At 63.5% G+C, this 25,142-nt stretch carries 28 protein-coding genes and 2 pseudogenes; 21 read left to right on the forward strand and 9 right to left on the reverse strand.

Translation table 11 applies throughout. From position 1 onward, the window contains the following. Window position 1 precedes the first annotated feature (1 nt). Window positions 2-1,414, reverse strand: coding sequence for a DUF4403 family protein (locus tag ACPPVR_RS07225; RefSeq protein WP_426613548.1), 1,413 nt, complete (start codon window positions 1,412-1,414; stop codon window positions 2-4). Window positions 1,415-1,705: 291 nt separating this feature from the next. After that, window positions 1,706-2,350, reverse strand: a complete 645-nt coding sequence (locus ACPPVR_RS07230) for a glutathione binding-like protein (protein ID WP_426613549.1) — start codon at window positions 2,348-2,350, stop codon at window positions 1,706-1,708. Window positions 2,351-2,458: 108 nt separating this feature from the next. On the opposite strand from ACPPVR_RS07230, the gene ACPPVR_RS07235 reads away from it, so the two are divergent. Beyond that, window positions 2,459-3,139, forward strand: a complete 681-nt coding sequence (locus ACPPVR_RS07235; RefSeq protein ID WP_426613550.1) for a TetR/AcrR family transcriptional regulator — start codon at window positions 2,459-2,461, stop codon at window positions 3,137-3,139. Window positions 3,140-3,249: 110 nt separating this feature from the next. Here ACPPVR_RS07235 and ACPPVR_RS07240 read toward each other — a convergent pair whose 3' ends face one another. Beyond that, on the reverse strand, window positions 3,250-4,215 hold the full coding sequence (locus ACPPVR_RS07240) for a 2-hydroxyacid dehydrogenase (protein ID WP_426613551.1): 966 nt from the start codon (window positions 4,213-4,215) through the stop codon (window positions 3,250-3,252). A 143-nt stretch (window positions 4,216-4,358) separates the two neighbouring features. Between ACPPVR_RS07240 and ACPPVR_RS07245 the strand changes: the two genes are divergently transcribed. From ACPPVR_RS07245 to ACPPVR_RS07260, 4 genes and pseudogenes are all read left to right on the forward strand, one after another. Next, on the forward strand, window positions 4,359-4,727 hold the full coding sequence (locus ACPPVR_RS07245; RefSeq protein WP_426613552.1) for a YciI family protein: 369 nt from the start codon (window positions 4,359-4,361) through the stop codon (window positions 4,725-4,727). Next, on the forward strand, window positions 4,724-6,025 hold the full coding sequence (locus ACPPVR_RS07250; protein ID WP_426613553.1) for an RNA polymerase sigma factor: 1,302 nt from the start codon (window positions 4,724-4,726) through the stop codon (window positions 6,023-6,025). The genes ACPPVR_RS07245 and ACPPVR_RS07250 overlap by 4 nt, the downstream gene beginning before the upstream one ends. Before the next feature lie 127 nt (window positions 6,026-6,152). Next, window positions 6,153-6,689 carry an SRPBCC family protein gene (locus tag ACPPVR_RS07255; RefSeq protein ID WP_426613554.1) on the forward strand — a complete coding sequence of 179 codons (537 nt, stop codon included), beginning with the start codon at window positions 6,153-6,155 and terminating at the stop codon, window positions 6,687-6,689. Between the two features lie 38 nt (window positions 6,690-6,727). Next, window positions 6,728-7,143 (forward strand): annotated as a pseudogene (locus ACPPVR_RS07260) (VOC family protein). Between the two features lie 107 nt (window positions 7,144-7,250). On the opposite strand, the gene ACPPVR_RS07265 reads toward ACPPVR_RS07260, so the two are convergent. The 5 genes and pseudogenes from ACPPVR_RS07265 to ACPPVR_RS07285 all read right to left on the reverse strand — a co-directional run. Next, window positions 7,251-7,598, reverse strand: coding sequence for a hypothetical protein (locus ACPPVR_RS07265; protein WP_426613555.1), 348 nt, complete (start codon window positions 7,596-7,598; stop codon window positions 7,251-7,253). Between the two features lie 374 nt (window positions 7,599-7,972). After that, the gene (locus ACPPVR_RS07270; protein WP_426613556.1) at window positions 7,973-8,152 is read right to left on the reverse strand and encodes a hypothetical protein; all 180 of its coding nucleotides are present in this window, start codon (window positions 8,150-8,152) and stop codon (window positions 7,973-7,975) included. A 303-nt stretch (window positions 8,153-8,455) separates the two neighbouring features. Beyond that, window positions 8,456-8,893 (reverse strand): hypothetical protein, encoded by a 438-nt coding sequence (locus tag ACPPVR_RS07275; RefSeq protein ID WP_426613557.1) that lies wholly within the window; start codon window positions 8,891-8,893, stop codon window positions 8,456-8,458. A gap of 9 nt (window positions 8,894-8,902) precedes the next feature. Beyond that, window positions 8,903-9,691 carry an SDR family NAD(P)-dependent oxidoreductase gene (locus tag ACPPVR_RS07280; RefSeq protein WP_426613558.1) on the reverse strand — a complete coding sequence of 263 codons (789 nt, stop codon included), beginning with the start codon at window positions 9,689-9,691 and terminating at the stop codon, window positions 8,903-8,905. A 179-nt stretch (window positions 9,692-9,870) separates the two neighbouring features. Continuing rightward, window positions 9,871-10,203 (reverse strand): annotated as a pseudogene (locus tag ACPPVR_RS07285) (methyl-accepting chemotaxis protein); the annotation flags it as partial. Window positions 10,204-10,356: 153 nt separating this feature from the next. Between ACPPVR_RS07285 and ACPPVR_RS07290 the strand changes: the two are divergent. The 8 genes from ACPPVR_RS07290 to ACPPVR_RS07325 all read left to right on the forward strand — a co-directional run bounded on the left by ACPPVR_RS07290 (window position 10,357) and on the right by ACPPVR_RS07325 (window position 15,130). After that, entirely contained in the window at window positions 10,357-10,764 is a 408-nt protein-coding gene (locus ACPPVR_RS07290) for a YciI family protein (RefSeq protein ID WP_426613559.1), read from the forward strand. A 51-nt stretch (window positions 10,765-10,815) separates the two neighbouring features. Beyond that, window positions 10,816-11,178 (forward strand): hypothetical protein, encoded by a 363-nt coding sequence (locus ACPPVR_RS07295; RefSeq protein WP_426613560.1) that lies wholly within the window; start codon window positions 10,816-10,818, stop codon window positions 11,176-11,178. Between the two features lie 182 nt (window positions 11,179-11,360). Continuing rightward, a complete protein-coding gene (locus tag ACPPVR_RS07300) occupies window positions 11,361-12,101 on the forward strand; it encodes a TetR/AcrR family transcriptional regulator (RefSeq protein WP_426613561.1) in 741 nt (246 codons plus the stop codon). A 120-nt stretch (window positions 12,102-12,221) separates the two neighbouring features. After that, window positions 12,222-12,710: a DUF2852 domain-containing protein gene (locus ACPPVR_RS07305; protein WP_426613562.1), complete on the forward strand. Its 489-nt coding sequence runs from the start codon at window positions 12,222-12,224 to the stop codon at window positions 12,708-12,710. 208 nt (window positions 12,711-12,918) lie between these two features. Next, window positions 12,919-13,095 carry a hypothetical protein gene (locus tag ACPPVR_RS07310; protein ID WP_426613563.1) on the forward strand — a complete coding sequence of 59 codons (177 nt, stop codon included), beginning with the start codon at window positions 12,919-12,921 and terminating at the stop codon, window positions 13,093-13,095. 65 nt (window positions 13,096-13,160) lie between these two features. Continuing rightward, window positions 13,161-13,418, forward strand: a complete 258-nt coding sequence (locus ACPPVR_RS07315) for a hypothetical protein (RefSeq protein WP_426613564.1) — start codon at window positions 13,161-13,163, stop codon at window positions 13,416-13,418. A gap of 197 nt (window positions 13,419-13,615) precedes the next feature. Further along, window positions 13,616-14,383, forward strand: coding sequence for a serine O-acetyltransferase (locus tag ACPPVR_RS07320; RefSeq protein WP_426613565.1), 768 nt, complete (start codon window positions 13,616-13,618; stop codon window positions 14,381-14,383). A 36-nt stretch (window positions 14,384-14,419) separates the two neighbouring features. Further along, on the forward strand, window positions 14,420-15,130 hold the full coding sequence (locus ACPPVR_RS07325) for an SDR family NAD(P)-dependent oxidoreductase (RefSeq protein WP_426613566.1): 711 nt from the start codon (window positions 14,420-14,422) through the stop codon (window positions 15,128-15,130). Window positions 15,131-15,145: 15 nt separating this feature from the next. Here ACPPVR_RS07325 and ACPPVR_RS07330 read toward each other — a convergent pair whose 3' ends face one another. After that, window positions 15,146-15,433, reverse strand: coding sequence for a hypothetical protein (locus tag ACPPVR_RS07330; RefSeq protein WP_426613567.1), 288 nt, complete (start codon window positions 15,431-15,433; stop codon window positions 15,146-15,148). A gap of 640 nt (window positions 15,434-16,073) precedes the next feature. Here ACPPVR_RS07330 and tolQ point away from each other — a divergent pair. From tolQ to ybgF, 8 genes are all read left to right on the forward strand, one after another. Further along, entirely contained in the window at window positions 16,074-16,790 is a 717-nt protein-coding gene (tolQ, locus tag ACPPVR_RS07335) for a protein TolQ (protein ID WP_426613568.1), read from the forward strand. Window positions 16,791-16,833: 43 nt separating this feature from the next. Continuing rightward, complete coding sequence (gene tolR / locus ACPPVR_RS07340) at window positions 16,834-17,286, forward strand: protein TolR (protein WP_426613569.1); 453 nt, start codon at window positions 16,834-16,836, stop codon at window positions 17,284-17,286. 4 nt (window positions 17,287-17,290) lie between these two features. Continuing rightward, on the forward strand, window positions 17,291-18,250 hold the full coding sequence (locus ACPPVR_RS07345) for a protein TolA (RefSeq protein ID WP_426613570.1): 960 nt from the start codon (window positions 17,291-17,293) through the stop codon (window positions 18,248-18,250). A gap of 23 nt (window positions 18,251-18,273) precedes the next feature. Further along, a complete protein-coding gene (gene tolB, locus ACPPVR_RS07350; protein WP_426613571.1) occupies window positions 18,274-19,638 on the forward strand; it encodes a Tol-Pal system beta propeller repeat protein TolB in 1,365 nt (454 codons plus the stop codon). Between the two features lie 244 nt (window positions 19,639-19,882). Next, entirely contained in the window at window positions 19,883-22,213 is a 2,331-nt protein-coding gene (locus tag ACPPVR_RS07355) for a putative bifunctional diguanylate cyclase/phosphodiesterase (protein ID WP_426613572.1), read from the forward strand. Window positions 22,214-22,374: 161 nt separating this feature from the next. Further along, window positions 22,375-23,139, forward strand: coding sequence for an N-acyl amino acid synthase FeeM domain-containing protein (locus ACPPVR_RS07360; protein ID WP_426613573.1), 765 nt, complete (start codon window positions 22,375-22,377; stop codon window positions 23,137-23,139). A gap of 254 nt (window positions 23,140-23,393) precedes the next feature. Further along, complete coding sequence (gene pal, locus ACPPVR_RS07365) at window positions 23,394-23,882, forward strand: peptidoglycan-associated lipoprotein Pal (protein ID WP_426613574.1); 489 nt, start codon at window positions 23,394-23,396, stop codon at window positions 23,880-23,882. Between the two features lie 187 nt (window positions 23,883-24,069). Next, the gene (gene ybgF / locus ACPPVR_RS07370; protein ID WP_426613575.1) at window positions 24,070-25,107 is read left to right on the forward strand and encodes a tol-pal system protein YbgF; all 1,038 of its coding nucleotides are present in this window, start codon (window positions 24,070-24,072) and stop codon (window positions 25,105-25,107) included. The last annotated feature ends 35 nt before the right edge of the window (window positions 25,108-25,142 follow it).

Genomic DNA, 25,142 nt, shown 5'->3' on the forward strand with positions numbered 1-25,142 from the left:
GTCACATCCCGTACAGGATCTTCAGGTCGCCGCTGGCGCGCAGCGCGAGCGTGATGCCGTCGGCGAGCAGCAGCGCCCTGTCGAACTGCACCGAGGACAATTTGCCTTCCATGCGAAAGCCGTCCTTGAGCGGGCGCGTCAGCCGCTGGTTCGCCGCCATCAGCAGGTTCTGGTAGGAGACGCCGTAGTCGATGTTCACGGCCTGCTTCAACTGCGCGGCGATCGCTTGCAAGGCCGGATTCGGTTCGCCGTCCTGCGCGGCGATACCGAGATCGGCAAGCGCGACGCTCTTGCTGGCATCGTCCACCCTGAGCGCACCGGAGAGGTAGGTCCACTGGCCCGCATTGGGATCGCTATCCGACGTCTTTGCAATGCGCAGGCCGATCACCAGCTTGCCCGAGGACGGATAGACCTGCACCTCGCGCAACGCGATGTCCTGCGCCGGAAGCGCGGCGATCGCCTGGCTGATCTTGTCCTTGATCGCGTCATATCCGATGCGGACGGGCAGGATGACGTCGAACGTTCCTGGCGCGGTCACATCGGTGCCGAGCGGCGGTAAGGCCGTCGGCGTGACGCTCGCGCCCTGCGGCCCGATCGACGTCACGGCGGTGCCGGAGAGTTCGAGCGAACCCGACAGAACCTTGTCATTGGCGCGCACGCCGGCGAAGGCAGCGTTCTCCGGCGTCACTTGCAGCCAGACAGGTGGTTCATCGGCAAGCTTCACCGGCTCGAACGCATGCGCCCAGGCCGCCGTCGCCTTGTCGCGAAGATTGAGCTTCTTCACGGCCGCCAGAGCGCGCGATCGCACGCGCGCGAGCTGGGCGCGGATGCGCGGCTCGACGTACGGCGCAAGGTCGATCTCGCGGCCGAGCACGTGCAGATAGGGCGCTTCGCTCCAGTGGAAGGAGTCGCTGAAGTTCAGGTCGAGTGACCAGTCCTTGCGCAGCGCGGGCCGCGCCTCGGCCTCGATGGTCGCGCGCGCTTCGGTCTCACCGCGGATGCGCGCGGTGAAGCGGTTGGCGCCCTGGCCTTCGGCCGCGCCGTAGATCGAGACTGCGCCAAAGACGCGGTCGCCGCGGCCATAGAGCGAGACGCCGCTGGTGCGGTTGACGAAGCCGAACACGTCGCAATTGGCGTTGACGCGAAACATCAGCACGCGGCGATGCACGCAGTTGACGCGCTCGTCGATGGTGGCAAGCCGCTGCGGGATATCCTGCTCGATCGCCTTGGCGAGCGCAGGCAGGCCGAACTCGATGGTCGCAGACACGCGCGAGGTCGTTGCGAGCGGCGCCGGCGGATCGGGATTGAGTGGCGGCTTGTCGGCGGCGAGTGCTGTTTGCGTGAGTGCGGTGAGGGCGAGCGCAGCAAACGCGGCGCGTTTCGCTGAACGAAAAATTCGCAGAGGATCTGGCATTGTTCTTATTCCAGCTTGGCCCATGCTTCGCGTTTAAGGCCGTCGGCAACGGTGCCGTGTCGTCCTCAGAGCAAAATCGCGGAAGGAGAGGGCATTCAGCAGATCAATTATTGCTTGTATTCGATGGTCGCGTATCGCGACGCTTGTATGGCGCGACATCGCGCTTTGGGCAAGGTGCGGCGCGTAGGCACGGTATGATGGTGGTTTTTGAATCGCTCAAAAAAATTTGACGCCGCCCCGGTTGGCCGGGGCGACGTCGCTGGTATGCGAAATATCAGGCGTGACTTTGGCTTACGCCGCAGCCTTCTTCCGCGCGAGCTCGGCCTTGTAAAGCTCGAACTCTTCCGCGACTGCTTTCGCGACCGAAGGCCGCTGGCGCAGGCGCTCGTAATAGGCCTTCACGTTCGGCCATTTGGCGAGCTCGATCGGTGGCGTCGCCATGGTCCAGTTGATGACCGTCACGAGATAGGCGTCGGCCACGCTGAAATGGTCGAGCAGGAACTCGCGTCCCTCAAGGTAGTTGTCGAGATAGTCGAGCCGCGACAGGTTCTTTTCCAGCACGTAGGCTTTCACTTCCTGCGGCGCCTTGCGGTCGAGCACGGGCACGAACAGGCCCTTGTGCAGCTCGGTGCCGATGAAGCAGAGCCATTGATGCAGCCGCGTGCGATCGATGCCCGCTGCCGCGCCGAGGCCGGATTGCGGAAAACGGTCGGCGACATATTGCAGGATCGCCGCGTTCTCGGTCAGCACCACGCCCTCGTCGGTGCGCAGCGTCGGGACAAGGCCGATCGGGTTCACGGCGCGGAAGTCGGAGCCGTCGCGCAGCACTGTCTTGGTCGGCGGATCGACTTCGAGATAGTTCGCCTTGGCGCCAGCCTCATACAGCGCAACGCGCGTCGCCATCGAACAGGCGAGCGGCGAGAAATAAAGATCCATCTGTAACCTCCTTGGGCAATTCCTCGTTGTGAGTGTCGCTCAACCTGGCCAGATTGATTTTTGTACCATCTTGCATAGTATGGGGGTGGTCAAGGATTATTTTGCGAAATGGTACAAAAATCAAAGCCGCCAGCTACTGCCAACGAACCGAAGCGCCGCGGCCGTCCGCGCGCCTATGAGCCCGATGTCGCGCTTGGCAAGGCGCTAGACCTCTTTCGCAAGCAGGGCTTTGCGGCAACGTCGCTCGACGATCTCAGCGAAGCGACCGGTATGAACCGGCCGAGCCTCTATGGCGCCTTCGGCGACAAGCGCGAGCTCTACATCAAGAGCTACCAGCGCTACCGCGAGGACGCGCGCGCATCGATGGTCGCGATCTTTCGCGAGGAGATGCCGGTGCGCCAGCGGCTGGAGCGCATCTACGCCTCCGCGCTGAACATCTATCTCTCCGGCGAGACCGGCCCGCGCGGCTGCTTTACGGTGGTGACAGCGGCCTCCGAAGCGGTCGGTGATCCCGAGATCCGCGCCATGGTGCTCGAGGGCCTGTCGGAGCTCGACAAGGCCTTTGCGAGTTGCTTCCGCCGCGCCAAGGAAAAGGGTGAGTTGCCGGAGAGCGCCGATCCCACCGTGCTGGCGCAACTCGCATCAGCCACAATCCACACCGTCGCCATCCGCTCGCGCGCGCGCGTGACGCGCAAGGAGCTGGAAGCGATCGTGAAGGGCGCGATTGATGTGATGGTGGGCTCCGCTGTCGTCCCGGCGAAGGCCGGGACCCATAACCCCAGGGAGTAGTTTGGCAGGCAATCGTCGTTCGGTACTGCGACCAATCACGATCGATGGATCACGCGGTATGGGTCCCGGCCTTCGCCGGGACGACACTGAGTATGTGTTGCGCGCCGGGGCTAATACCCTCTTATCCGGTCCACCACATTTTCCAACGCCCCACCTGCCTCAAACCGCGCGATCTGCTCGGCGACATAGGCCGAGATCGCGTCGGCGTCGGTGTCGGCCGCATTGTGCGGGGTCAGCAGCACCTTCGGATGGGTCCAGAACCGGCTGTCTTTTGGTTGCGGTTCCTGCACGAAGACGTCGAGCGATGCGGCGCCCAGCGTGCCGTCGTCGAGACAGGCCAGCATGTCGGCCTCGTTCTGCAAGCCGCCACGGCCGGCATTGATCAGCACGGGCGCGCCGAGTGGGCTGGTGCGATTGAGCTTTGTGAAGACGTCGCGGTTGAGGATGCCGTTTGTATCAGGCGTCAGTGGCAACAGGCTGACGAGGATGTCGGTCGCGCGCAGGAAGGTGTCCATCCCAGCGGTGCCATGGAAGCATTCGACGCCTTCGATGGTGCGCGGGCTGCGGCTCCAGCCGACGACACGAAAGCCGAGCCGCCGCAGCACATCGGCCGCATCAGCGCCGAGCGTGCCCAGTCCCATGACGCCGACCGTGACTGCGCTCGCCGGCCACTGATACGTCGGCTCCCAGCGCTTGTCGCGCTGCGAGGCCCGCAGATAGAGCTCCTGGCGGTGATGCATCAGGACGTGCAGAACGACATATTCGGTCATGCGGTTGGTGAGATCAGGCACGGCGACGCGGACCAGCGGCACATCAGGCAGGCTCTTGTCCGCCATCAGCGCGTCGACGCCAGCGCCGAGATTGAAGATCGCGCGCAGATTGGGGAAGGAGCCGAGGTCGCCCGGCACCGGCTTCCACACCGCGGCATAGTGCACCTCGGCCGGATCGAGCCCGGCATCGGGCAGCAGCACCACGCGGCGGCCGCCGCAGACCACGTCGAACCGGGCCTTCCAGCGCTCCGGCAGCCAGTTCTGCTGCGTGCTGTTGATCAGGACGGCCAGTGTGCCTTTGGTCATTCCAGGTGCCTCGTCGGTTCCGCTTCGAAAGGCCCTCCTTGGCACGATCTGCCGGATTTTTCTTGCAAATTTTTTCCGCAGCTCTGTCGGGGCCGGGCATATTGGATCGTCTTCAAAACAAGAGTTCAGGGAAGGTGCTGCCCATGCTTTATGCGATCCTTTGCTATCACGATGAGGACTTCGTCGGCTCCTGGAGCAAGGACCAGGACGAAGCCGTGATGAAGAAGCTCGCCGTGGTGCAGGAGAATCTCGCAAAGCAGGGCCGGCTCGGCCCCGTCGCGCGGCTGCTGCCGACCACTGCGGCGGCGACGTTGCGCAAGGAAGACCCGCCGCTGGTGCTCGACGGCCCCTATGCCGAGACCAAGGAGCAATTGCTCGGCTTCTACATCGTCGACTGCAAGAATCTCGACGAGGCCCTCGACGTCGCGCGCGACCTCGGCGCGGCCAATCCCGGCGGCGCCTATGAGGTGCGCCCGGTCGGCGTGTTCAGGCCGGGAGGGAGTTTGACGTGAGCGAGACCGACACCGCCTGGATCGAGACCGCGCTGACCTCGGCGCGTCCGCAGGCGGTCGGTGCACTGCTCCGCTATTTCCGCGATCTCGATACCGCCGAGGAGGCCTTCCAGAACGCCAGTCTTCGTGCGCTGAAAACCTGGCCGCAAAACGGACCGCCGCGCGATCCCGCGGCCTGGCTGATCATGGTCGGCCGCAACGTTGCGATCGATGAGGTGCGCCGTGCCCGCAGGCAGCAGCCGCTGCCGGAGGACGACCAGGCGATCTCCGATCTCGGCGACGCCGAGGGCGCACTCGCCGAGCGGCTCGACGGCTCGCACTATCGCGACGACATTTTGCGGCTGATGTTCATCTGCTGCCATCCGCAACTGCCGGCGACGCAGCAGATTGCGCTCGCGCTGCGCATCGTCTCCGGTCTCACCGTGAAGCAGATCGCGCGTGCCTTCCTGGTTTCGGAAGCCGCGATGGAGCAGCGCATCACCCGCGCCAAGGCCAAGGTCGCGGATGCCGGCGTTCCCTTCGAGACGCCCGGCCCGGTCGAGCGTTCCGAACGGCTCGCCGGCGTTGCGGCGATGATCTATTTGATTTTCAACGAGGGCTATTCGGCGAGCGGTGACACCGCCGAGTTGCGCAAGCCGCTGTGCGAGGAGGCAATCCGGCTGGGGCGTCTGTTGCTGCGCCTGTTCCAGAGCGAACCGGAGATCATGGGGCTGACAGCTCTGATCCTGTTGCAGCATGCGCGCAGCGCCGCGCGCTTTGCCGCGGACGGTTCGCTGATCCTGCTGGACGACCAGGATCGCTCGCTGTGGAACGGCACCATGATCGCGGAGGGCCTGGCGCTGATCGACAAGGCGATGCGCCACCGACGCAGCGGGCCCTACCAGATCCAGGCCGCGATCGCCGCGTTGCATGCCCGCGCGTTGACGCCGGAGGAGACCGACTGGGCCCAGATCGACCTGCTCTACGGCGCGCTGGAAGTGGTGCAGCCTTCGCCGGTGGTGACGCTCAACCGCGCGGTCGCGGTCTCCAAGGTGCGCGGGCCGCAAGCCGCGCTCGATCTGATCGAGCCGCTCGCCCCCAGGCTCGCCAACTATTTCCACTTCTACGGCGTGCGCGGCGCCTTCCTGATGCAGCTCGGCCGCAACGACGAAGCCCGCATCGCCTTCGACCGCGCCATCGCGCTCGCCAATACCTCGGCGGAAGCCGCCCACATCCGCATGCACATCGATCGCCTGATCAAGGACAGCCAGCCGAAGGGGACCAATGGCGGCGCCCGGCAGGGCGCGAAGGCGAAGTAGGGCGACCGTGCCATCACGTCGTCATGCCCGGCCATGACGGGTGGATATGTCTTGAAAAAAATCCCATTTCGAATTGTCGGCCCCAGCCCTTCCCCTTCGTCCTTAGCCCGTATCCAGGGAGCCACTTATGCTGAAAGCCGTTGCCGTCATCGCCATCGTGCTCGCGGTCGGGATCGCGGCCGTCCTCGTCTTCGCCCTCACCAAGCCCGATACCTTCCGAGTCGAACGCTCGCTCGCCGTGAAGGCGCCCGCCGCTGCGATTTATCCCCAGGTTGCCGATTTTCGTTTCTGGATGAGCTGGTCGCCTTATGAGGATCGCGACCCCGCCATGAAGCGTATCTTCGGAGCAACCGCGTCAGGCAAGGGCGCGACCTATGCCTGGGACGGCAACAACAATGTCGGCGCCGGCCATATGGAGATTCTCGAGGCGACCACGCCGTCGAAGCTGCGCATCAAGCTCGACTTCGAGCGGCCGTTCGAAGGCCACAACACCGCCGAGTTCACCTTTGTGCCGCAAGGCGATGCCACACTGGTCACATGGGCGATGTACGGTCCGGCGCCCTTCATGTCCAAGCTGATGCAGGTTTTCATGAACATGGACAGCATGATCGGCAAGGACTTTGAGGCAGGTCTCGTCAGCTTGAAGAAGCTGACCGAGAAGTAACGCTCTGTACGCCCGAGGAAAGCAAAAGGAGAGAAACGATGCTCAATCCCTATCTGTTCTATCAGGACACCTGCGAAGCGGCGTTCAACTTCTATGCCAAGGTTCTTGGCGGCAAGATTGAGATGCTGTTGCGGGTCTCGGACGCGCCGCCGGACATGCCGTCGGGGACGCCCGGCCGCGAGAAGACGATCATGCATGCGCGGATGTCGCTGCCCGGCGGCAGCGTGCTGATGGCCTCCGACGCGCCGCCGGAGCATATCGAGAAGCCGCAGGGCTTTTCGATCTCGCTGACGGTCACGGACGTCGCGGACGCCGAGCGCAAGTCAACGCGCTCGCAGATGGCGGCACCGTCACCATGCCCTTCAGCAAGACCTTCTGGGCTAAGGGCTTTGGCATGTGCGTCGACAAGTTCGGCATTCCCTGGATGGTGAACTGCCCGGCCGAGGGGATGTGAGCCGGGGCGTGATGCGTTGAGCCGCCCTCTCTCGATATCTTGTGAGAGAGGGGGCGGGCAGAGCCGCAATCACGTCGCCCGCCGGACATTGTCTCAGCGGATCGGTCTCAGCGGATTGATCCGGTCGTGTCCTCGCTCGGCGGCTCGGCAACGCAGCGACGGCAGATCACGAGCTTCGAGCCGAGCTGCCTGTCGTTCTCGGCCTCGATCTCGTCATGGACCGCCCACCATGCGTTGGAGTAGGGGCGCAGCGTGGCCAGCACGCGTCGCCGCTCCGGATTGGGGTCGCTCTCCGGCGCTGCGCGATTCGTAACGCGGCGGTTTGTGACAGCCGGACGATTGGGATCCTGGCCGAGCCCGTCCCATGCGATCGGACGACGCTCCGCCGCCGGTGCGGCTGTGCATCCCGCGAGCGTTGCGCAAAAACTGAGCAAAACAAGAATGTGTCGGGTCATGCCGGACCTGCTGTGCGGTACGCACCACGCAAACCGCGTGGAAAACTTTGCATCGCAACGATTAGTCGGGACTTAAGGGAAAACGACGACGCCGACATGGCCGAATATGGATTCGTGCTCTCGCCTCACGCCGCAAGAACAGTGCGAGCGTCTTCGCCATGAAGCGGACTGCATCGCACAACAACTGGCGCAATAATAGGCTGTGAACTTCGCGACAGAATCGCTAATTCTATTCACAATAACTACAAATTGGGGCGGGCGTGACTTGGAAGGGAGCGACCGATGGCAGCGGCGCTACAAATCAATTTTGCTCTTTGGGGAATGCTCATCTGCGCCAGCATGAAACTTGCGCCGATGATCCAGATTCTCTTCTATTAGAAGAACAGCCAGTTTGTGGCGGCCATGGCTCCCTGCGTGAGCGCGTAGAGCCAGCCGATGGTCATGACGGCGCTCGTGATCAGGAATGTCAGGGTGAAAGCTTGCTCGCTGCCTTTCCGCAAAAATGATGACTGAGCTTGCGAACCGGCATCTCCGTCGGTTCCGGTGCTGGTCATGAATATCTCCGCGGACGTCGGTGTCGCTTCGTCTGATGTATGCCAATCCAACTGGGCTTTAGTGTGACGCGGTTCACAGACGTGGTTGCATTCTGCCGGCGCAACGCGTCGTTCGTCAGCTGATGAACAATGCAATTAGCATGAAGCTCATGCCCATCACGACGATCATGGGAACGACATAGTTGCGGTGCCGCGACGGTCACCGCCATCTGTGAGCGACATCTGCTCAATCATCGGACGGCAGCCGCGTCCGCTAGGGTCACGATACGCGCAGGGAACCGATTGCCGCCCGTCGTCGCCGCATCATCGACAGAGCGGATAGATCGCGGCGAGGTCGCGTCCCTTCAACAGAAGCAGCCGCGCAGTCAGGCCGCCGCGGCGGCTGATCCAGTCGCGCACCGGGCCGGGATAGGCCTGCAGTACGGCTTCGGACGCTTCCGGTTCCGTATAGAAACGCCCGCGCCGGTCGACCGAGCGCGCCGCATGGAAGCCGAGCACGGCGCGCCTGGTGACGCAGATGCGCTCGCCCGGCACGATGCTGAGCACCAGCGTGCAGGCGGAGAGGCAGGGACCGTCGATCACCACGCGCTCGCCGCTGGCGCGCACCTTCTCGAACAGATCGAGGAACGGCCCGACCTGTCCGCCGGGGCTCTGGATGATGCGGACCTCGGCGGAAGCGGGCGTTGCCGCGAGCAACGCGGTCGCGAGCATCGTGAGCGTGACGAAAGCGGCGCGTTGCATGCAGCACTCCTACCCGTTCCGCCGCTGCCCGCGCAGCGTCGGCAGGCCGATACCCGCCGCATCGAAGCCGCCATCGACGGCCAAAATTTGGCCGGTGATGTAGCTCGACCGCCCGGAACACAGAAAGAAGATCGCCTCCGCGAGTTCCTCTTCGAGACCATAGCGGTTGAGCGGAATGGCGTCGTGATAGTCGGCGCGGATCTCCTTGGTGTGCACCTGCTTCGCCATCGCGGTGTCGACCGGCCCCGGCGCCACGGCGTTGACGCGGATGTTGAGCGAGGCGAGTTCGACCGCGAGCTGCTTGGTCAGATGGGCGAGGCCCGCCTTGCTGGTGCCGTAGGCCGAGCGCAGCGTCGAGGCGCGCACCGCCGAGATCGAGGTGATGTTGACGATGGCGCCGCCATCGCTGTCGCGCAGCAGCGGCACCGCGGCCTTGGTGCAGAGGAACGGGCCGGTCAAATTGACCTCGAGCACGCGGCGCCAGTCGGCCTCCGAGGTCTCCATCAGCGGCGCGAACACGGCAATACCGGCATTGTTCACCAGCGCATCGAGCCGACCGAAGCGCTGTTCGACGGCCTTCATCGCTGCGCCGACCGCAGCTACGTCCGAGACATCGCAGGTCAGCGCCAGCGTCACCTCGCTTTGGCCGATTTCGGCAACGGCACGGCCGAGCAATTCGCCCTCGATGTCGAGCAGCGCCACGCGCCAGCCCTCGATCAGGAATTTCTTCGCGGTCGCAAGTCCGATGCCGCGCGCGGCTCCTGTGACGAGGGCGACTTTTTGCGGGGCTTGAGGCATTGGCTGGTCTGTCCTTCTGTCGGAACGGAAGCCGCACGGGCGGCCAGCGCTTTTACTTCGCTTTCGTTCTGGCAAGAAGGGCGACGGCCCGGCTGGATCTGGGGCCAATCCATGCTTCGAGGCTCACCGTGCTTTGCACGGCGAGCGCCTCAGGATGACGGGTGGAGAGCAAGGGCTACTTAGGACAGCTCCGCCGCCGCGCGCTGCATGTTCGAGGACATGTCCGAGGTCACGATGCTCTGTTCCTCGACCGCGGCGGCGGTGGAGGCGATGAACTCGTTGACGCCGGCGATCGCGACCTTGATCGCGGTCAGCGAGCTCGCGACGTCGCCCGAGATGGTGTTCAGCGCGTCGATTTCCGACGTGATCGTGTCGGTCGCCTGCTTGGCCTGGTTGGCGAGGTTCTTCACCTCGGAAGCGACCACCGCAAAGCCGCGGCCGGCCTCGCCCGCGCGCGCCGATTCGATCGTGGCGTTGAGCGCGAGCAGGTTGATCTGGCTGGTGATGCCCGCCGGCGCGCCGGCGGCCGGCGCAATGACCTTCAAAATAATTCTCGTAGCCGTGTCGGTTCCATAAAAGGCCATTCGTCTTACAAAGGTACCGTTGTCATTCCGGGCTTGCGCCTGACGGCGCGTCCCGGAATCACGAAGCCAAAGAGGACTTCCATGCGATTCATGATGCTGATGATCCCGCTCGGTTACGAGAGCGCGCCAGCGGACGTGCAACTCGATCCCGAGCGCGTCGCCGCGATGATGCGCTACAACGAGGCGCTCAAGGATGCCGGCGTGCTGATCACGCTCGACGGCCTGCATCCGCCCTCGACGGGCGCCCGCGTCTCCTTTGCGACCGGCGAGCCTGTTGTGACCGACGGCCCCTTCATCGAAGCCAAGGAAGTCCTGGGCGGCTACTGGATGATCGAAGTCGCCTCGCGCGCGGAGGCGATCGCCTGGGCCAAGAAGTGCCCGGGATCACCCAACGAGGTGATCGAGATCCGCCAGGTACAGGAGATGAGCGACTTTTCGCCGGAAGTGCAGGAGGTCGTCGCCGGCTTTGGGGACCTGAAGAGGAAATAACCAACGCGGCCTCGCGGCCGTCGTCAATCCGTCAACACAGGGAGAGAACCGATGAGCACTGACACCTATCTCGCCGTTTTCCTCGGCAGCAAGACGAGCTCGAACATGGCCGCGTGGAATGCGCTGTCCGAGGCCGAGCGCAAGGCAAAGGAAATAGAGGGCATCGCCGCCTGGAAGGCCTGGGTCGAAAAGCACCAGGGCGCGATCCAGGCAATGGGCGGGCCGCTCGGCAAGACCAAGAAGGTCGACGGGAAGGGCACAACTGACATCGCCAACGAGATGGGCGCCTTCACCGTGGTCCGCGCCGCGTCCCACGAGGCCGCCGCAAAGATGTTCGAGAACCACCCGCACTTCGCGATCTTCCCCGGCGAACGCGTCGAGATCATGCCGGTGCTGCCGATCCCGGGCGGCTAGAGCGTTTTCGAGCGCAGTGGATACCGGTTCGCGTAGAGGAAATGCGTCAAAACAGGAAGCTAGAGCCCTGTTCCGATTCCATCGGAACGGGGCTCTAGAGCCTCGTCTGCGGCAAATACGGGTTAATCAAATCCGGTCGGCGCTAGTGACCTTCACATCCAGCTCATGTAAAGCTCGTTCACATGAGCTGGCGCAAGGAAGAGCGCCGCGCCGAGCGCGGCTATCACCACGGCAATCTGAAGGAAGCCTTGTTGCAGGCCGCCCTCGGGCTGATCGCCGAGAAGGGCGCGGCGGGCTTCACCTTTGCCGATGCCGCGCGCATGGCCGGCGTCAGCGCGGCGGCGCCTTACCGGCATTTTCGCGATCGTGACGAGTTGTTGTCCTCGATCGCGCAGCGCGGCTTCGAGCAGTTCGAGGCGCGGCTGACGGCGGCCTGGGACGACGGGCGGCCCGACACCGTCACGGCATTCGAGCGTGTCGGCCGGGCCTATCTCGCCTTCGCCCGCGAGGAGCCGGCTTTCTACAACGCGATGTTCGAATCGGGTCTGCCGGTCGACGCCAATGCAGCCCTGCAAGCCGCAAGCGAGCGCGCATTTAACGTCATTCGTGCTGCGGCCGAGCGGCTTGCAGCACTCGCTCCGCCCGGCATGCCGCGGCCGCCGGCGATGATGATGGCGCTGCACATCTGGTCGATGGCGCATGGCGTGGCGTCACTGTTCTCCCGGGGCGACGCCGCGCGGCGAAAACTGCCGATGTCGCCGGATGAGTTGCTCGAAGCCGAGGTGCTGATTTATCTGCGAGGGCTCGGCTTTCCGACTGACCGCCGTCCGCCGGCGAACAGCGCCGAGCCGCCGCCGGTGCCACCGGAGGCCCCCTCCGGTTCTGGCGTGCCGCCCGGCGGCCCCTGGGGCAAACCGAAATAAAATTGCGCAAATAATTCGGCAGACCTGTCGGGCGGCCAGCTTGACAAAATCGCGGGATGGGCTAGCTATGTAAATGTTATTTACATTCACAACGGCTCAGACGCCTTGATGGAGACGGAAATGGCCTACACCGCAGATGTCAATCGCTGGCGCGGCCCTTCAGACGACCAACAGTATGAGCGCCCCCATATGCTCGATACGCCCTGGCATCCCGGCTGGATCGCCGTGACCATCCTCGGCTTCATCATCTGGTGGCCGATCGGACTTGCACTTCTCTTTTTCACACTCGGGAGCAGAAAAATGGGTTGCTGGAGCCACCAGGATCGCTGGCAGAACAAGATGGAGCGGATGCAGTACAAGATGGACCGCATGCGCGGCCGCATGGAGCGCCGTGGCTTCGGCTTTGGCTTCGGTCCGCCGACCTCCGGCAACCGCGCCTTCGACGAATACCGCAGCGAGACCATCCAGCGTCTCGAGGAGGAGCAGGTCGAATTCAAGAACTTCCTCGAGCGTCTGCGCCACGCCAAGGACAAGGCAGAGTTCGACCAGTTCATGGCCCAGCACAAGACGCGTCCGACCCCGCCGCCGACCGACCAGCCGCAAGGCTGATCTGGAAAGGTTGATCCGGGGACTGACACCTCTCAAAGCCTTCAGGCGCAAGCCCCCAAAGTCCTGATGGCCCCGAGCCGCCCGCCTGCGCAACCCGCAGGCGGGCGGTTTGGTTTTTGGGGGAGAACCAACGGCCGGCGATTCGACACTAAGACTTGTGCGCACTGTCTCGCTCCGCCGCGCTGCTCATGTCTGGACGACGCGCATCATGGACCTCACCACCCGCTTCCTGCTTGGACTGACCGCCGTCGCGGTGCTGGGCTACATCAGTTTCGTCTACGGCAGCTGTGCGTCCGATCTCGACTGTCATTTTCGCTCTTGTGCCGGAGGTCGCCAGTTTTGCGGCGTTATCCACGCCCGTGTTCAGGAATATCAGACGCCTTAGAACCCGTTTCCCGCGAGGCCCGACCAAATCCTGACAGCGCCTCCCGCGCGCCAACGGGTACGACCATGACCGACGCCGCACGCAAGCAGATCACCCAGCGCATCGCGGCTCTCGAGCGCACCACCGCGCTGTTCGGGCGGTTCGGCGGCCTAATTCCGATGGCGATCGCGTTTCTCAATAAATGGCCGGCGGAAGTTGAACTCTATCCGCACTGGCAGGTCGGCGAGTCCTGGAAGCTCTTTATGAGCCTCTATCTTTATTGGTTCGCCTGGCTTGCACTCGGCCGCGCCATCTCGTTTGCGAAAGCGAGTATCGACCCATGATCCCGCTCCGCGATTTCGCGCTCTTCATACTTCCGGCTCTGGTCGCGGCGGGCGGCTGGCTCTATGCGCTCAGCCTGCGCAAGCGGGCCCGAACCACCCTCGAGCCCGCGAGCAATCGCGCGCCGGCGGCACGACTGGCGCCTTGATGCAGACCGCCTATATCTCCCGGTGCAAACGCGAACGGATCGGGGGCGGCGATGGCGGAAGCTGCGATCATGGCGAGCGACGGCCTCTGGCGGGAGATCCGCAGTGAGGCGCAGCGCGCGGCGGAGGCCGATCCGGTGTTCGGCAAGGCTCTTGCCGGCACCATTCTCGCCCATGATGGTTTTGCCGCCGCGCTCGCCGATCTGATCGGGCGCCGGCTCGGCGGCAGCGCGGTCGGGCAAGCGCGCTTCGCAGCCTTTTCTCTCGATGCCTTTCGCGACGAGCCGAACCTGATCGAAGCGGCGAGCCGCGATCTGCGGTCCATTGCGCTCCGCGATCCCGCCATCACCGCGTTGTTGCCGCCGCTGCTGCACTACAAGGGCTATGTCGCGTTGCAGGCCTGGCGCGTCTCGAACTGGTTCTGGCGCCGCGATCATCGCGATGCGGCGCTGCTGTTTCAGAACGAGGCTTCGAACCTTTTGCAGGTCAGCATTCATCCCGCAGCCAGCATCGGATCGGCCGTCTATCTCGACCATGCCACCGGCATCGTGATCGGCGCCAACGTCGTGATCGGCGGCGAGGTCACCATCCTCCAGAATGTCAGCATCGGCCGCCGCGGTGAACTGCCGACGCGCTCACCGCGCATTGGCCGCGGCGTCTACATCGGCGCCGGCGCGACCATTCTCGGCGATATCAGGATCGGCGATCTTGCAAAGATCGGCGCGGGCACGGTCGTCACCAGTGACGTGCCCGGCGGCTGCACCGCGGTCGGCAATCCCGCGCGACTGATCAACTGCCCCGAGCCCGCCTCGGCGGCATGAGCCCCATCGTCAGCTTTCAATCTTTGGAGATGTACAATGAAGACGGCAATCGTGATCGGCGTCGGCCCGGAGCGCGGGCTCGGGGCCCAGCTTTGCAAGCGCTTTGCAGCCGATGGGTTGAAGGTGATCGTCGCGGGCCGGACGCAGGCGGCATTGCAGGCGGTCGTGGATGACATCACGAAGGCGGGTGGTGTCGCCGTTCCCTTCGTCGCCGACGCGACCAAGGAGAGCGACATCACCGCTTTGTTCGATGCCGCGGGCGAAAACCTCGATCTCGCCGTCTACAATGCCGGCAACAATACGCCGGGAAAAATCATCGAGATGGAGGCCGATTACTTCGAGACCGCCTGGCGCGTGATCTGCTTCGGCGGCTTCCTGTTCGGCCGCGAGGCGGTGCGCCGCATGGCGCCGAAGAGAGCCGGCACGCTGCTCTTCACCGGCGCCAGCGCCTCGCTGCGCGGTCGCTCCGGCTATGGTGCGTTCAATTCGGCCAAGGCAGGCCTGCGCACGCTGGCGCAGGCCATGGCCAAGGAATACGCGCCCGACGGCATCCACGTCGCCCATGTCGTGGTCGACGGTGCGATCGCTGGCGACAAGATCTTTTCGCGCTTCCCCGACGCCGCAAGCCGCGAAGACAGCCTGATCAGCATCGAGGGCATCGTCGACGCCTTCGCCTTCCTCTACCGCCAGCCCGAACGAGCCTGGTCGTTCGAGCTCGACGTGCGGACGTCGAAGGAGAAGTGGTAGATCACGTCCGACGGATCAGGCGGCAGCCTTGTTCTTGAAGGCGCCGATGATCGCGGTGAGTATCGCCCCGCCGGCGCCACCGGCGACAACCTGTGACACGACGCCGCCAACGCTGAGATTTCCCGATTGCGCTGCGGCCATGACGGACGGAAGCAACAACGTCACGATCTGGCCGAGCACGCCACCGCCGACCAGACCGGAAATGACGTTTCCAGCCATTCCGAGATCAAATGTCGGCGAAGACTTGCCCGCGCCAATTCCACCAAGCGCGCCTGAGACGAGGTTGATCAGAATCTGTTCCATGGGGATCTCCCGTATGACGGGCAGCTCATCAGCCACCACCATCGGTTGACGAGCGGCCCATCCGGCACTCTCAGGCGGTTTGCAGACAAAAACAATAGAGCTGTATCGCCGATCGCGAGGTGGAGTTCCGTCGCGCGTGGCACAAACTGCATAACGATGCTTCCGACCGCGCCTTCACCGAATTTCGGATTCGGCGTGTGTGATGCGCCCCGCTCGGACGGAATGCGCCGCGAGAACGCCAACCGAAAAAGTGTGCCGTGTGGGCCTCCCCTGACCCTCCCCCGCAAAGGATCCGCAAGGGGGAGGGAACGCAGCTCGCGCGGGGGACAGCCTCGATGTATCCAAGACTCCCGCCAACCGCCTGCTCCGCCTACCTTTCCGGCTGCCTAATTCACTCCCGGTAACCCCGCATTAACTATCGCTGGCGTCTGGTAAATGACGGAAAGTCGCGCCCGGAGCCCTTAGTTTTGACATCTTGGCGGGGAAAGCAGACGGCCGGCTTCGGACGGGCCGCTGCAAACCAAAAAGATAAGGCTTTGAGCAGGCTTGCGAGCTGCGCCGTGACGCGCGGCCTTGGGGAACCGGCAGCCATTTTGCTCCCGGGAATACGTGGAACGATCGCCTTGAGAGGATATTGCTGATGAACCCGGCCGATGTGGCTCAGTCCGCCCTTCCGGTTGCCGCTTCCGCCGACGTGTCGCTGATCGCGCTGTTCTGGCAGGCTCACTGGATCGTGAAAGCGGTGATGCTGGGGCTGCTGTCCTGCTCGGTCTGGGTCTGGGCGATCGCCATCGACAAGATTTTCCTGTTTGCCCGCACCCGCCGCTCGATGGACCGATTCGAGCAAGCGTTCTGGTCTGGCGAGTCGATCGAGGAACTCTATCGCACGCTCTCGGCCAAGCCGACGCATTCCATGGCGGCCTGCTTCGTGGCGGCGATGCGCGAGTGGAAGCGCTCGTTCGAGAACCAGGCCCGCTCGGTCGCAGGCCTCCAGATGCGCATCGACAAGGTCATGAACGTCTCGATCTCCCGTGAGGTCGAGCGGCTGGAACGCCGGCTGCTGGTGCTCGCGACCGTCGGCTCCGCCGGCCCCTTCGTCGGCCTGTTCGGCACCGTCTGGGGCATCATGTCGAGCTTCCAGTCGATCGCGGCGTCGAAAAATACCTCTCTGGCGGTGGTGGCCCCCGGTATCGCGGAAGCGCTGTTTGCGACCGCCGTCGGCCTTATCGCCGCCATTCCTGCCACTATTTTCTACAATAAGTTCACCTCCGAGGTGAACCGGCAGGCCCAGCGGCTCGAAGGCTTTGCCGATGAATTTTCAGCCATTCTGTCACGTCAGATCGACGAACGGGGCTGACGGACGGCATGTATAGTGTGAAGGGCAATTTGGGCACCAAGCCATGGGCATGAACGTCGCGGGTTCGTCCGGAGGCGGCGGCCGTCGCAGCCGGCGCAAGCCGGTCATGGCCGAGATCAACGTCACGCCGATGGTCGACGTGATGCTGGTGCTGCTCATCATCTTCATGGTGTCGGCGCCGCTGCTGACCGTCGGCGTGCCGCTCGACCTGCCGCAGACCCAGGCCAAGAGCCTCGAACAGAACGACCAGAAGCCGATCCAGATGTCGGTCGACATCAAGGGCAAGGTGTTCATCAACGATTCCGAGATTGCGATCAACGAACTGATCCCGAAGCTGAAGGCGATCACGGACGCGCGCGGCGGCCTCGAAGAACGCATCTATCTGCGCGCCGACAAGAAGGCGGATTACGGCACGGTCGCAAGGGTCATGGGCCTGTTGTCCGGGGCGGGCTTCAAGAAGCTGGCACTCGTCACGGAAGCGGATCAGGGGTCCTAGACCGGTGAAGGTAAACGTCGACAAAACACTCGTTGCGTCGATTGCCCTCCACGTCCTCGTGCTTGGATGGGGACTGGTCACCTTTAGCAGCAAGGCCTTCATCGCCCCGGAAGAGTCGCTTCCGATCGATATCATTTCCACCGACCAGCTCGCACAGATGATGGCGGGGCAGAAGACCGGCAAGAAGGAAGAGCCGAAGCCCAAGGTCGAGAAGATCGCGGAGGCCAAGCCCGAGGAAGACGCCGTCGGCAAGGTCACCCAGAAGCAGGAGCTGATCAAAACCAATTCGACGCCGGAGCCGCCGCCAAAGCCCGTCGAGAAGCCGGTCGAAAAGAAGCCTGAGCCGCCCAAGCCGGTCGCCGAGGCCAAACCGAAGGAAGAGCCGAAGCCGCAGGAGAAGAAGCCTGATCCGGCCAAGGAAGATCCGATCGCCGAACTCCAGAAGAAGCTGGAGACCAAGAAGCCGCCGCCCAAGCCGCCTGAGCAGAAGGTCGCGGCGGTGCAGCCACAGCAGCAGCCGAAGCCCAAGGAGCGTTCGTTCGATCCAGCGCAGATCCAGCGCGACCTCGACAAGCGCGATTCGACCCGGCACGAGCTCACCGGGACAGCGCTGAATGCGTCCGCTTCGCTGGGATCGACGACAGGGACCGCCGCCAACAATGTCGCGACCTGGCGCGGTGCATTCCAGAACAGGGTCAAGCAGTGCTTCACGCCGACCTATAATGGGCAGGACGCTGACCAGTACGAAGCCGACATCGACATTCCCATGAAGATCGATGGCTCGCTGGCGTCGGAGCCTATCGTGGTTGCGGTCAGAGGTCCGTCGCGGTCGATTGCGCAGGCGGTGGCGGAGAGCGCCAAGCGCGCCATCGTGCAGTGCCAGGTCTATACGTTCATGCCAAAGCAGCAGTACGAGAGCTGGAAGACCATTCCGATGACTTTCGGCCTGAAAGATATGTTGTGACATCCGAGCAAAAGAATTTTCCGATGAATGACGTCCGATCGATGAACCGCCGCCGCTTCATGACCCTGACCGGATCGGGGCTCGCGATGCTCGGAGGCGGACGCGCCTTCGCCCAGGCCCAGGATCGCATCCGCATCGACCCCAATGCATTCCAGCCGATCCCGATCGCGATCACCAATTTCGTGGCGGGCTCGCCGTCCGATGCCGACGTCGGTAACGGTGTCACCCAGGTCATCACCAACAATCTGAAGCGTTCGGGCCTGTTCGCGCCGATCGATCAGGCCGCCTTCATCGAGCGCATCGGCAATATCGACGTGGCGCCGCAATTCCCGAACTGGAAGACCATCAACGCGCAGGCGCTTGTCACCGGCCGCATGACGCGGCAGCCGGATGGAAGGCTCAAGGCCGAATTCCGTCTGTGGGACGTCGTCTCCGGCCAGCAGCTCACCGGCCAGCAATATTTCACCTCGCCGGAATATTGGCGCCGCATCGCCCATATCATCTCCGACCAGATCTATGAGCGGATCACCGGCGAGAAGGGCTATTTCGACAGCCGCGTGGTGTTCGTCGACGAGTCCGGGCCGAAGGAGCGCCGCGTCAAGCGGCTTGCGATGATGGACCAGGATGGCGCCAATGTGCGCTATCTGACCCGTGGCGCCGACCTCGTGCTGACGCCGCGCTTCTCGCCGAACTCGCAAGAGATCACCTATATGGAGTTCGGGCAGGGCGATCCAAAAGTCTATCTCTTCAACATCGAGACCGGGCAGCGCGAAATCGTCGGCAATTTCCCCGGCATGACCTTTGCTCCAAGGTTCTCGCCGGATGGTCAGCGCGTCATCATGAGCTTGCAGCAGGGTGGCAATTCCAACCTGTTCGCAATGGATCTGCGTTCGCGCTCGACCACGCGCCTCACCGATACGCCGGCGATCGACACCTCTCCGTCCTACTCGCCCGATGGCACCCGCATCTGCTTCGAGTCCGATCGCGGCGGCAGGTCGCAGATCTACGTGATGGCGGCGGGCGGCGGACAGGCGCAGCGCATCTCCTTCTCCAAGGACGACACCAACGCCACCTATTCGACGCCGGTGTGGTCGCCGAAGGGCGACTACATCGCCTTCACCAGGCAAGGCGGCGGGCAGTTCTCGATCGGCGTCATGAAGCCGGACGGCTCCGGCGAGCGGCTGCTCACGTCCGGCTATCACAATGAGGGCCCAACCTTCTCGCCGAACGGCCGCGTGCTGATGTTCTTCCGCGATCCCGGCGGCGCCGGCGGACCGTCGCTGTTCTCCGTCGACATTTCCGGTCGCAACGAGCTGAAGGTGCCGACGCCGGGCTTCGCCTCCGACCCGGCATGGTCGCCGCTGCTGTCTTCGACAGCGGGCCAATAATGGCTGGCCCCTGGCGCGCAATCGTTTGAACGTGCGCCTTTTTCGAAAAACTTTGCGAGATGTTTTCCCGCCGAAATCATTCCTTTAGGTTGTGCTCGGCAAACTTTTCCTAGTGCATTGTTTCCATTTATGAATTTCAATTACTTGCGTTGTAAAACAACTCGACTTTAACGATGTTCCCTCAGAAAGACTTCATACCGGCTCGCTAAAACTACGTTCCAAACACGACGCGCGTGCGGGCCAAATGCAGTTTGCAAATCAGAGCGGAGAGCCGGAGCAGGGGCAGCCGTCAAATTCGGCGGCGCAAATTGATTCGTTCTTCGAAGCGCCCGGTCCGTTGCTTGCGGGGCTGATCTTCGTGTCCATCGGTGCGGCATTGACCGCGTTGAAGACGGGCGAACCTCTCGTCTGGGCATGCGTGGCACTTCTTGTCCTGGCCGGGACCGTCCGGGCGATCGATTTGCGCCTCTATCAGGCGCGCAAGGCGAACCTGACCGCTGAGGCGGCCGAACGCTGGCAGAAGCGTTATCGGATCGGCGCAAACATCCAGGCGGCTGCGATCGGCATCTGGTGCTCCACCGCCCTGTGGGCGACGAACGACGCGGTGGCCCACATGATCGCCTTGTCGGTCACCACCGGCATCGCGGCGGGCGGTGCGGGCAGGGCGTACGGACGGCCGGCGGTGTTCCATCTCCAGGCTTTGCTGATCTTCGCTCCGGCGGTGATCGCATTGGCGTGGCGTGGAACGCCCTACTACATCGCGATGGCTGTCGTGAGCGGCGCTTTTCTGATGGCGATCATGCAGCTATCGGTCAACCTGCACAGAATATTCATGCGCGCGGTCGTGGCACGCGAGCGCGAGGCAGCGCTGGCCGGTCAGTTCGACACGGCGTTGAACAACATGCCGCACGGGCTTTGCATGTTCCGCCCCGACGGACAGCTGGCGGTGATGAACTACCGCTTCGGCGCGATGATGAATCTGCCAGACGATCTCGCGCAGAGCGGCACAAACGCGCGTGACATCGTCGCGGCGTGCGTCCGCGCCGGATCGATCTCGGCTGCCAGCGGCGAACTGATTATCGGCGAAATAGAGCGCTCACAGGCGAAAGAAATCGTCACCGCAGATCCCGACATGAAGAGGAACCGGTCGCTGTCCTGGACCGTCCAGCCGATGGTTGACGGTGGCGCGGTGGTGTTGCTCGAGGACATTACGGACCGCCGCAACGCCGAGGCGAAGATCACCCATCTCGCGCGTTACGACGATCTCACGGCTCTGCCTAATCGCGTGAATTTTCGCGACGAGATCGAACATCTGCTGGCGGTGTCGCACAATGCGGAGCGACTCTCGGCGTTGTTGTTCGTTGATCTCGACCAGTTCAAGCAGGTCAACGATACGCTCGGCCACCCCTGCGGCGACCAGCTCCTCTGCGCGGTCGCCAACCGCCTGCGCGAGATGCTGCGGCCGGAGGATTTCGTCGCCCGCTTCGGCGGCGATGAGTTCGTCGTGTTCCAGCAGAACATCAACACGCCCGAGGACGCGGCAAGCCTCGCCCGCCGCATCGTCGAGCGGCTGAGCGAGCGCTATCGCATCGATAATCATCTCGTCGAGATCGGCGCCAGCGTCGGCATCGCTCTGGCCCCGCCAGAGGGTGTCAGCGCAGATACCCTTCTGAAGAACGCGGACATGGCGCTCTACCGCGCCAAGGCCGATGGTCGCGGCACCTTCTGCTTCTTCCGCGACGAGATGGCGGCAACCGTCGAGGCCCGCCGTATCCTCGAACTCGATCTGCGCAAGGCGCTCGCCAACGAGGAGTTCGAGCTGTTCTACCAGCCGCTGGTCAATCTGAAGTCCGGCAAGATCACCACTTGCGAGGCTCTGTTGCGCTGGAATCATCCGGTGCGCGGCACGGTCTCGCCGATCGACATCATCCCGGTTGCCGAGGACATGGGCCTGATCGTCGATCTCGGGCGCTGGATCCTGCGCCGGGCCTGCATGGAATGCATGAAGTGGCCCGAAGGCGTCAGCGTCGCCGTCAACTTCTCGCCGCAGCAATTCCACCAGCGCGACGTGCTGAGCGAGATCCGCTACGCGCTCGAAGTCTCGGGCCTGCCGGCGCATCGCCTCGAGATCGAGATCACCGAATCCTCGCTTTTGCGCAACACCCAGCTCACCCACGACATCCTGTCGCAACTGCATGCGCTCGGCGTACACATCGCGCTCGACGATTTCGGCACCGGCTATTCGAGCCTGAGCTATCTTCACAATTTCCCGATGCAGAAGGTGAAGATCGACCGCTCGTTCCTCGAGGGCATCGATACCGACCGTCCGCTCACGCTTTTGCGCGGCGTCGCGCGATTGTCCGCTGACTTGGGCATGTCGGTTGTCGTCGAGGGCATCGAAACCAACGAGCAGCTCGAACTGATCAGCGCCGACGGCACCGTGACCGAGGCGCAGGGTTACCTCTTCAGCCGGCCGGTTCCTGCGGTGCGCATCCGCCAACTGCTCAATGCCTCGCACAGCCGCCGCATGCCGGACGGCCAGTTCACCGTGGTGTCATCGCGGTCCATCGCCTGACCCTTCCCGAATAGCTCTCCAGTCTTTCAACTCTCAACGCGCTGCCCGTGTTTTGCGGGCCACAAAGGTTAACCTTAACACTTCTAAGGCTTTGCAATTCGGTTAAGGAACTATTAACCTCTGGCTACTCGCGGAAGTTGCTTGGAGTCTAGAGGTATCAGATGAAGTCCGGAGCCGAACCGAACACGGCGCTCCTTCCGCGGGGGGCCGCGTTGTTTGACCGCATCGACTATCGGCTCATTGAAACTCCGGAAGACAGAGACAACCTCTATTTGATGCGTTACCGGGCCTATTTGCATGCCGGGCTGATCGATCCGTCGGAGTCACGACGGGTCACCGATCGCTTCGACGAAGCGCCCAACACCTGGAATTTCGGTGTCTATGTTGATCGGGAGCTTTGCAGTTCCGTCCGCATCCACGTCCTGACGTCGGAATGGCGGACGTCCTATACGACCGAAGTGTTCGGAGACGTCCTGCATCCGCGTCTCGACCGTGGCGAGGTCTTTGTCGATCCATGTCGGTTTGTTGCTGATCCCGAAAAACACCAGCGGTTTCCGGAACTGCCCTATCTGACCGTGCGGCTGGCGTTTATTGCATGCGATCATTTTAATGCCGATACCGGCCTTGCGATGATCCGTACCGACCACCAGGCATTTTATCGCCGCATCTTTCTCCACGAGACGATCTCGCCCGAACCGCGTGGATTCCCTGGCTGGCCGACAAAAAAGGCGGTCCTGATGGCGTCGGATGTCCGCAACCAGCGGGAAAAGGTCCTGACGCGTTTTCCCATCCTGCGCTCCAGTGCGTTCGAGCGTCGGATGCTGTTTGAGCGCAGCAACCCGCGCGCGGCTGTTCATCGGCCGGTGCTGTTGTCCACGTCGCGAAACGCGGACGTGGTAGTGTCTGCGGTCGGGACCGCTCGCTAGACGCGATCCGCGGGTCCGCGTTCCGCCCTCTCAGGCCCAAAATTCAAGCAAAACAAGCGTTTTGCCGGCTGAAGCGACTTGCCTTCACCCTCGCGCCACATTTACAACCCATTAACCATCGCGGGTGCTTTTCGCCGGTGGGGGGCATTTGACCGGCTGCAGCAACGTCCCATCAAGGTTGACGGAACGTTCGCTTAACCAACCCCCTGTAGACCGGAAAGCAGTGGACGAAACGTGAGCGTGGAGGCTCCGGAATGAAACATCCTATGCGTATCCTCCAGGGATTGAAGCTGGCCGCGGTGCTTGCCGTCGCACTGTCGATGGGCGCTTGCGCCAACAAGAACCTGGGTGCCGATGCGATGGCCAGCGCGGCGACGCCTGGCAGCCAGCAGGATTTCGTGGTGAACGTGGGCGACCGCGTGTTCTTCGAAAGCGACCAGACCGATCTGACCCCGCAGGCGACCGTGACCCTGGAGAAGCAGGCGCAGTGGCTGCAGACCTATCCGCGCTACTCCTTCACGATCGAAGGTCACGCCGACGAGCGCGGCACCCGTGAATACAACATCGCGCTCGGCGCACGTCGTGCCCAGTCGGTGCGTTCGTTCCTTGCCTCGCGCGGCATCGATCCGAACCGCATGCGCACGATCTCCTACGGCAAGGAACGGCCCGTGGCCGTCTGTAACGACATCTCCTGCTGGTCGCAGAACCGTCGCGCCGTCACCGTGCTGAACGCGAGCTCGTAAAGCTCCCGCGCCGTCAGCCAAGTGTAAACAAATTCATCGGCCGGCGCCCTCTCGGGCGCCGGTTTCGTTTCAGCGATCTGTGACCGAAACCCCGTGGTGCCAGTCACATTTTTGGCGTACTCCCCTTCAATGTGTGGCGCGTCGAAGGTTCCGTCGCAGGCCATTTCGCTTTCGTCGTCAGGGCAAGATGTCATCGAAATTCAAGGCAATTACCGGCACTGTGGCGATCGCCGCGCTGCTCGCGCTCGGCTCGCCCGTCCTCGCGCAGTCGGACGATGCCGACCCGGAGATGCGGATCGAGCGGCTGGAAAACCAGCTGCGCCAGCTCACTGGCCAGAATGAAGAGCTGCAATATCGCAACCGCCAGCTCGAAGATCGCGTCCGGCAGCTCGAAGGCGGCGCGCCCGGCCAGGCCCCAGTTCAGCCCAACGCCGCCGCCGTGCCGCCAGCTCAGGTCGCGCCGGCCTATCGCCAGCAGCAGCAGGCCGCCCAGCCGAATTACGAGCAGCCGCAGATCGCTGCTCCCGCGCCGATCGTTCAGGAGCAGCCGGCGTCTGGCGCCCCCGGCACGCGCCGCCGCGGCGATGCGTTTGACCCGAACCAGAATCCGAGCGCGCCGGGCTCGCCGCGCGCGCTTGGCGGCGGCCAGCAGCCCATGTCGGCTGGAACGTCGGCGGGAGCGCAGGCCGGCGCGCCCGGCGGCCGCGGCGCCGGCGAGCCGCTCGATCTCAACAACAATGGCGGCCGCTATCCGCAAGCAGCAGTGCCTGGCGCACAGCCGGCCCAGCCCGGTTATCCGCCGCCGGCCGCCGGCGGCACCCTGGCGACCCTGCCGCCCTCGGCCACGCCGCGTGACGAGTTCGACCTCGGCATCGGCTACATGCAGCGCAAGGACTACGCGCTCGCCGAACAGACTATGAAGAACTTTGCGCAGAAATATCCGAGCGATCCGCTGCTCGGCGACGCGCAATACTGGCTCGGCGAAAGCTATTTCCAGCGCCAGCAATATCGCGACTCCGCGGAGGCCTTTCTCGCCGTCACCACCAAATACGACAAATCGGCCAAGGCGCCGGATGCGCTGCTGCGGCTCGGTCAGTCGCTCGCCGCGCTCAAGGAGAAGGAGGCCGCCTGCGCCGCCTTCGGCGAGGTCGGCCGCAAATATCCGCGTGCGTCAGGTGGCGTCAAAGCTGCCGTCGACCGCGAGCAGAAGCGGGTGAAGTGCTGACACGCGGCGTTAGAACCTGACAATTCGGGTGGTGC

It is taken from the genome of Bradyrhizobium sp. McL0616, from assembly GCF_049993385.1.
GTDB lineage: Bacteria > Pseudomonadota > Alphaproteobacteria > Rhizobiales > Xanthobacteraceae > Bradyrhizobium.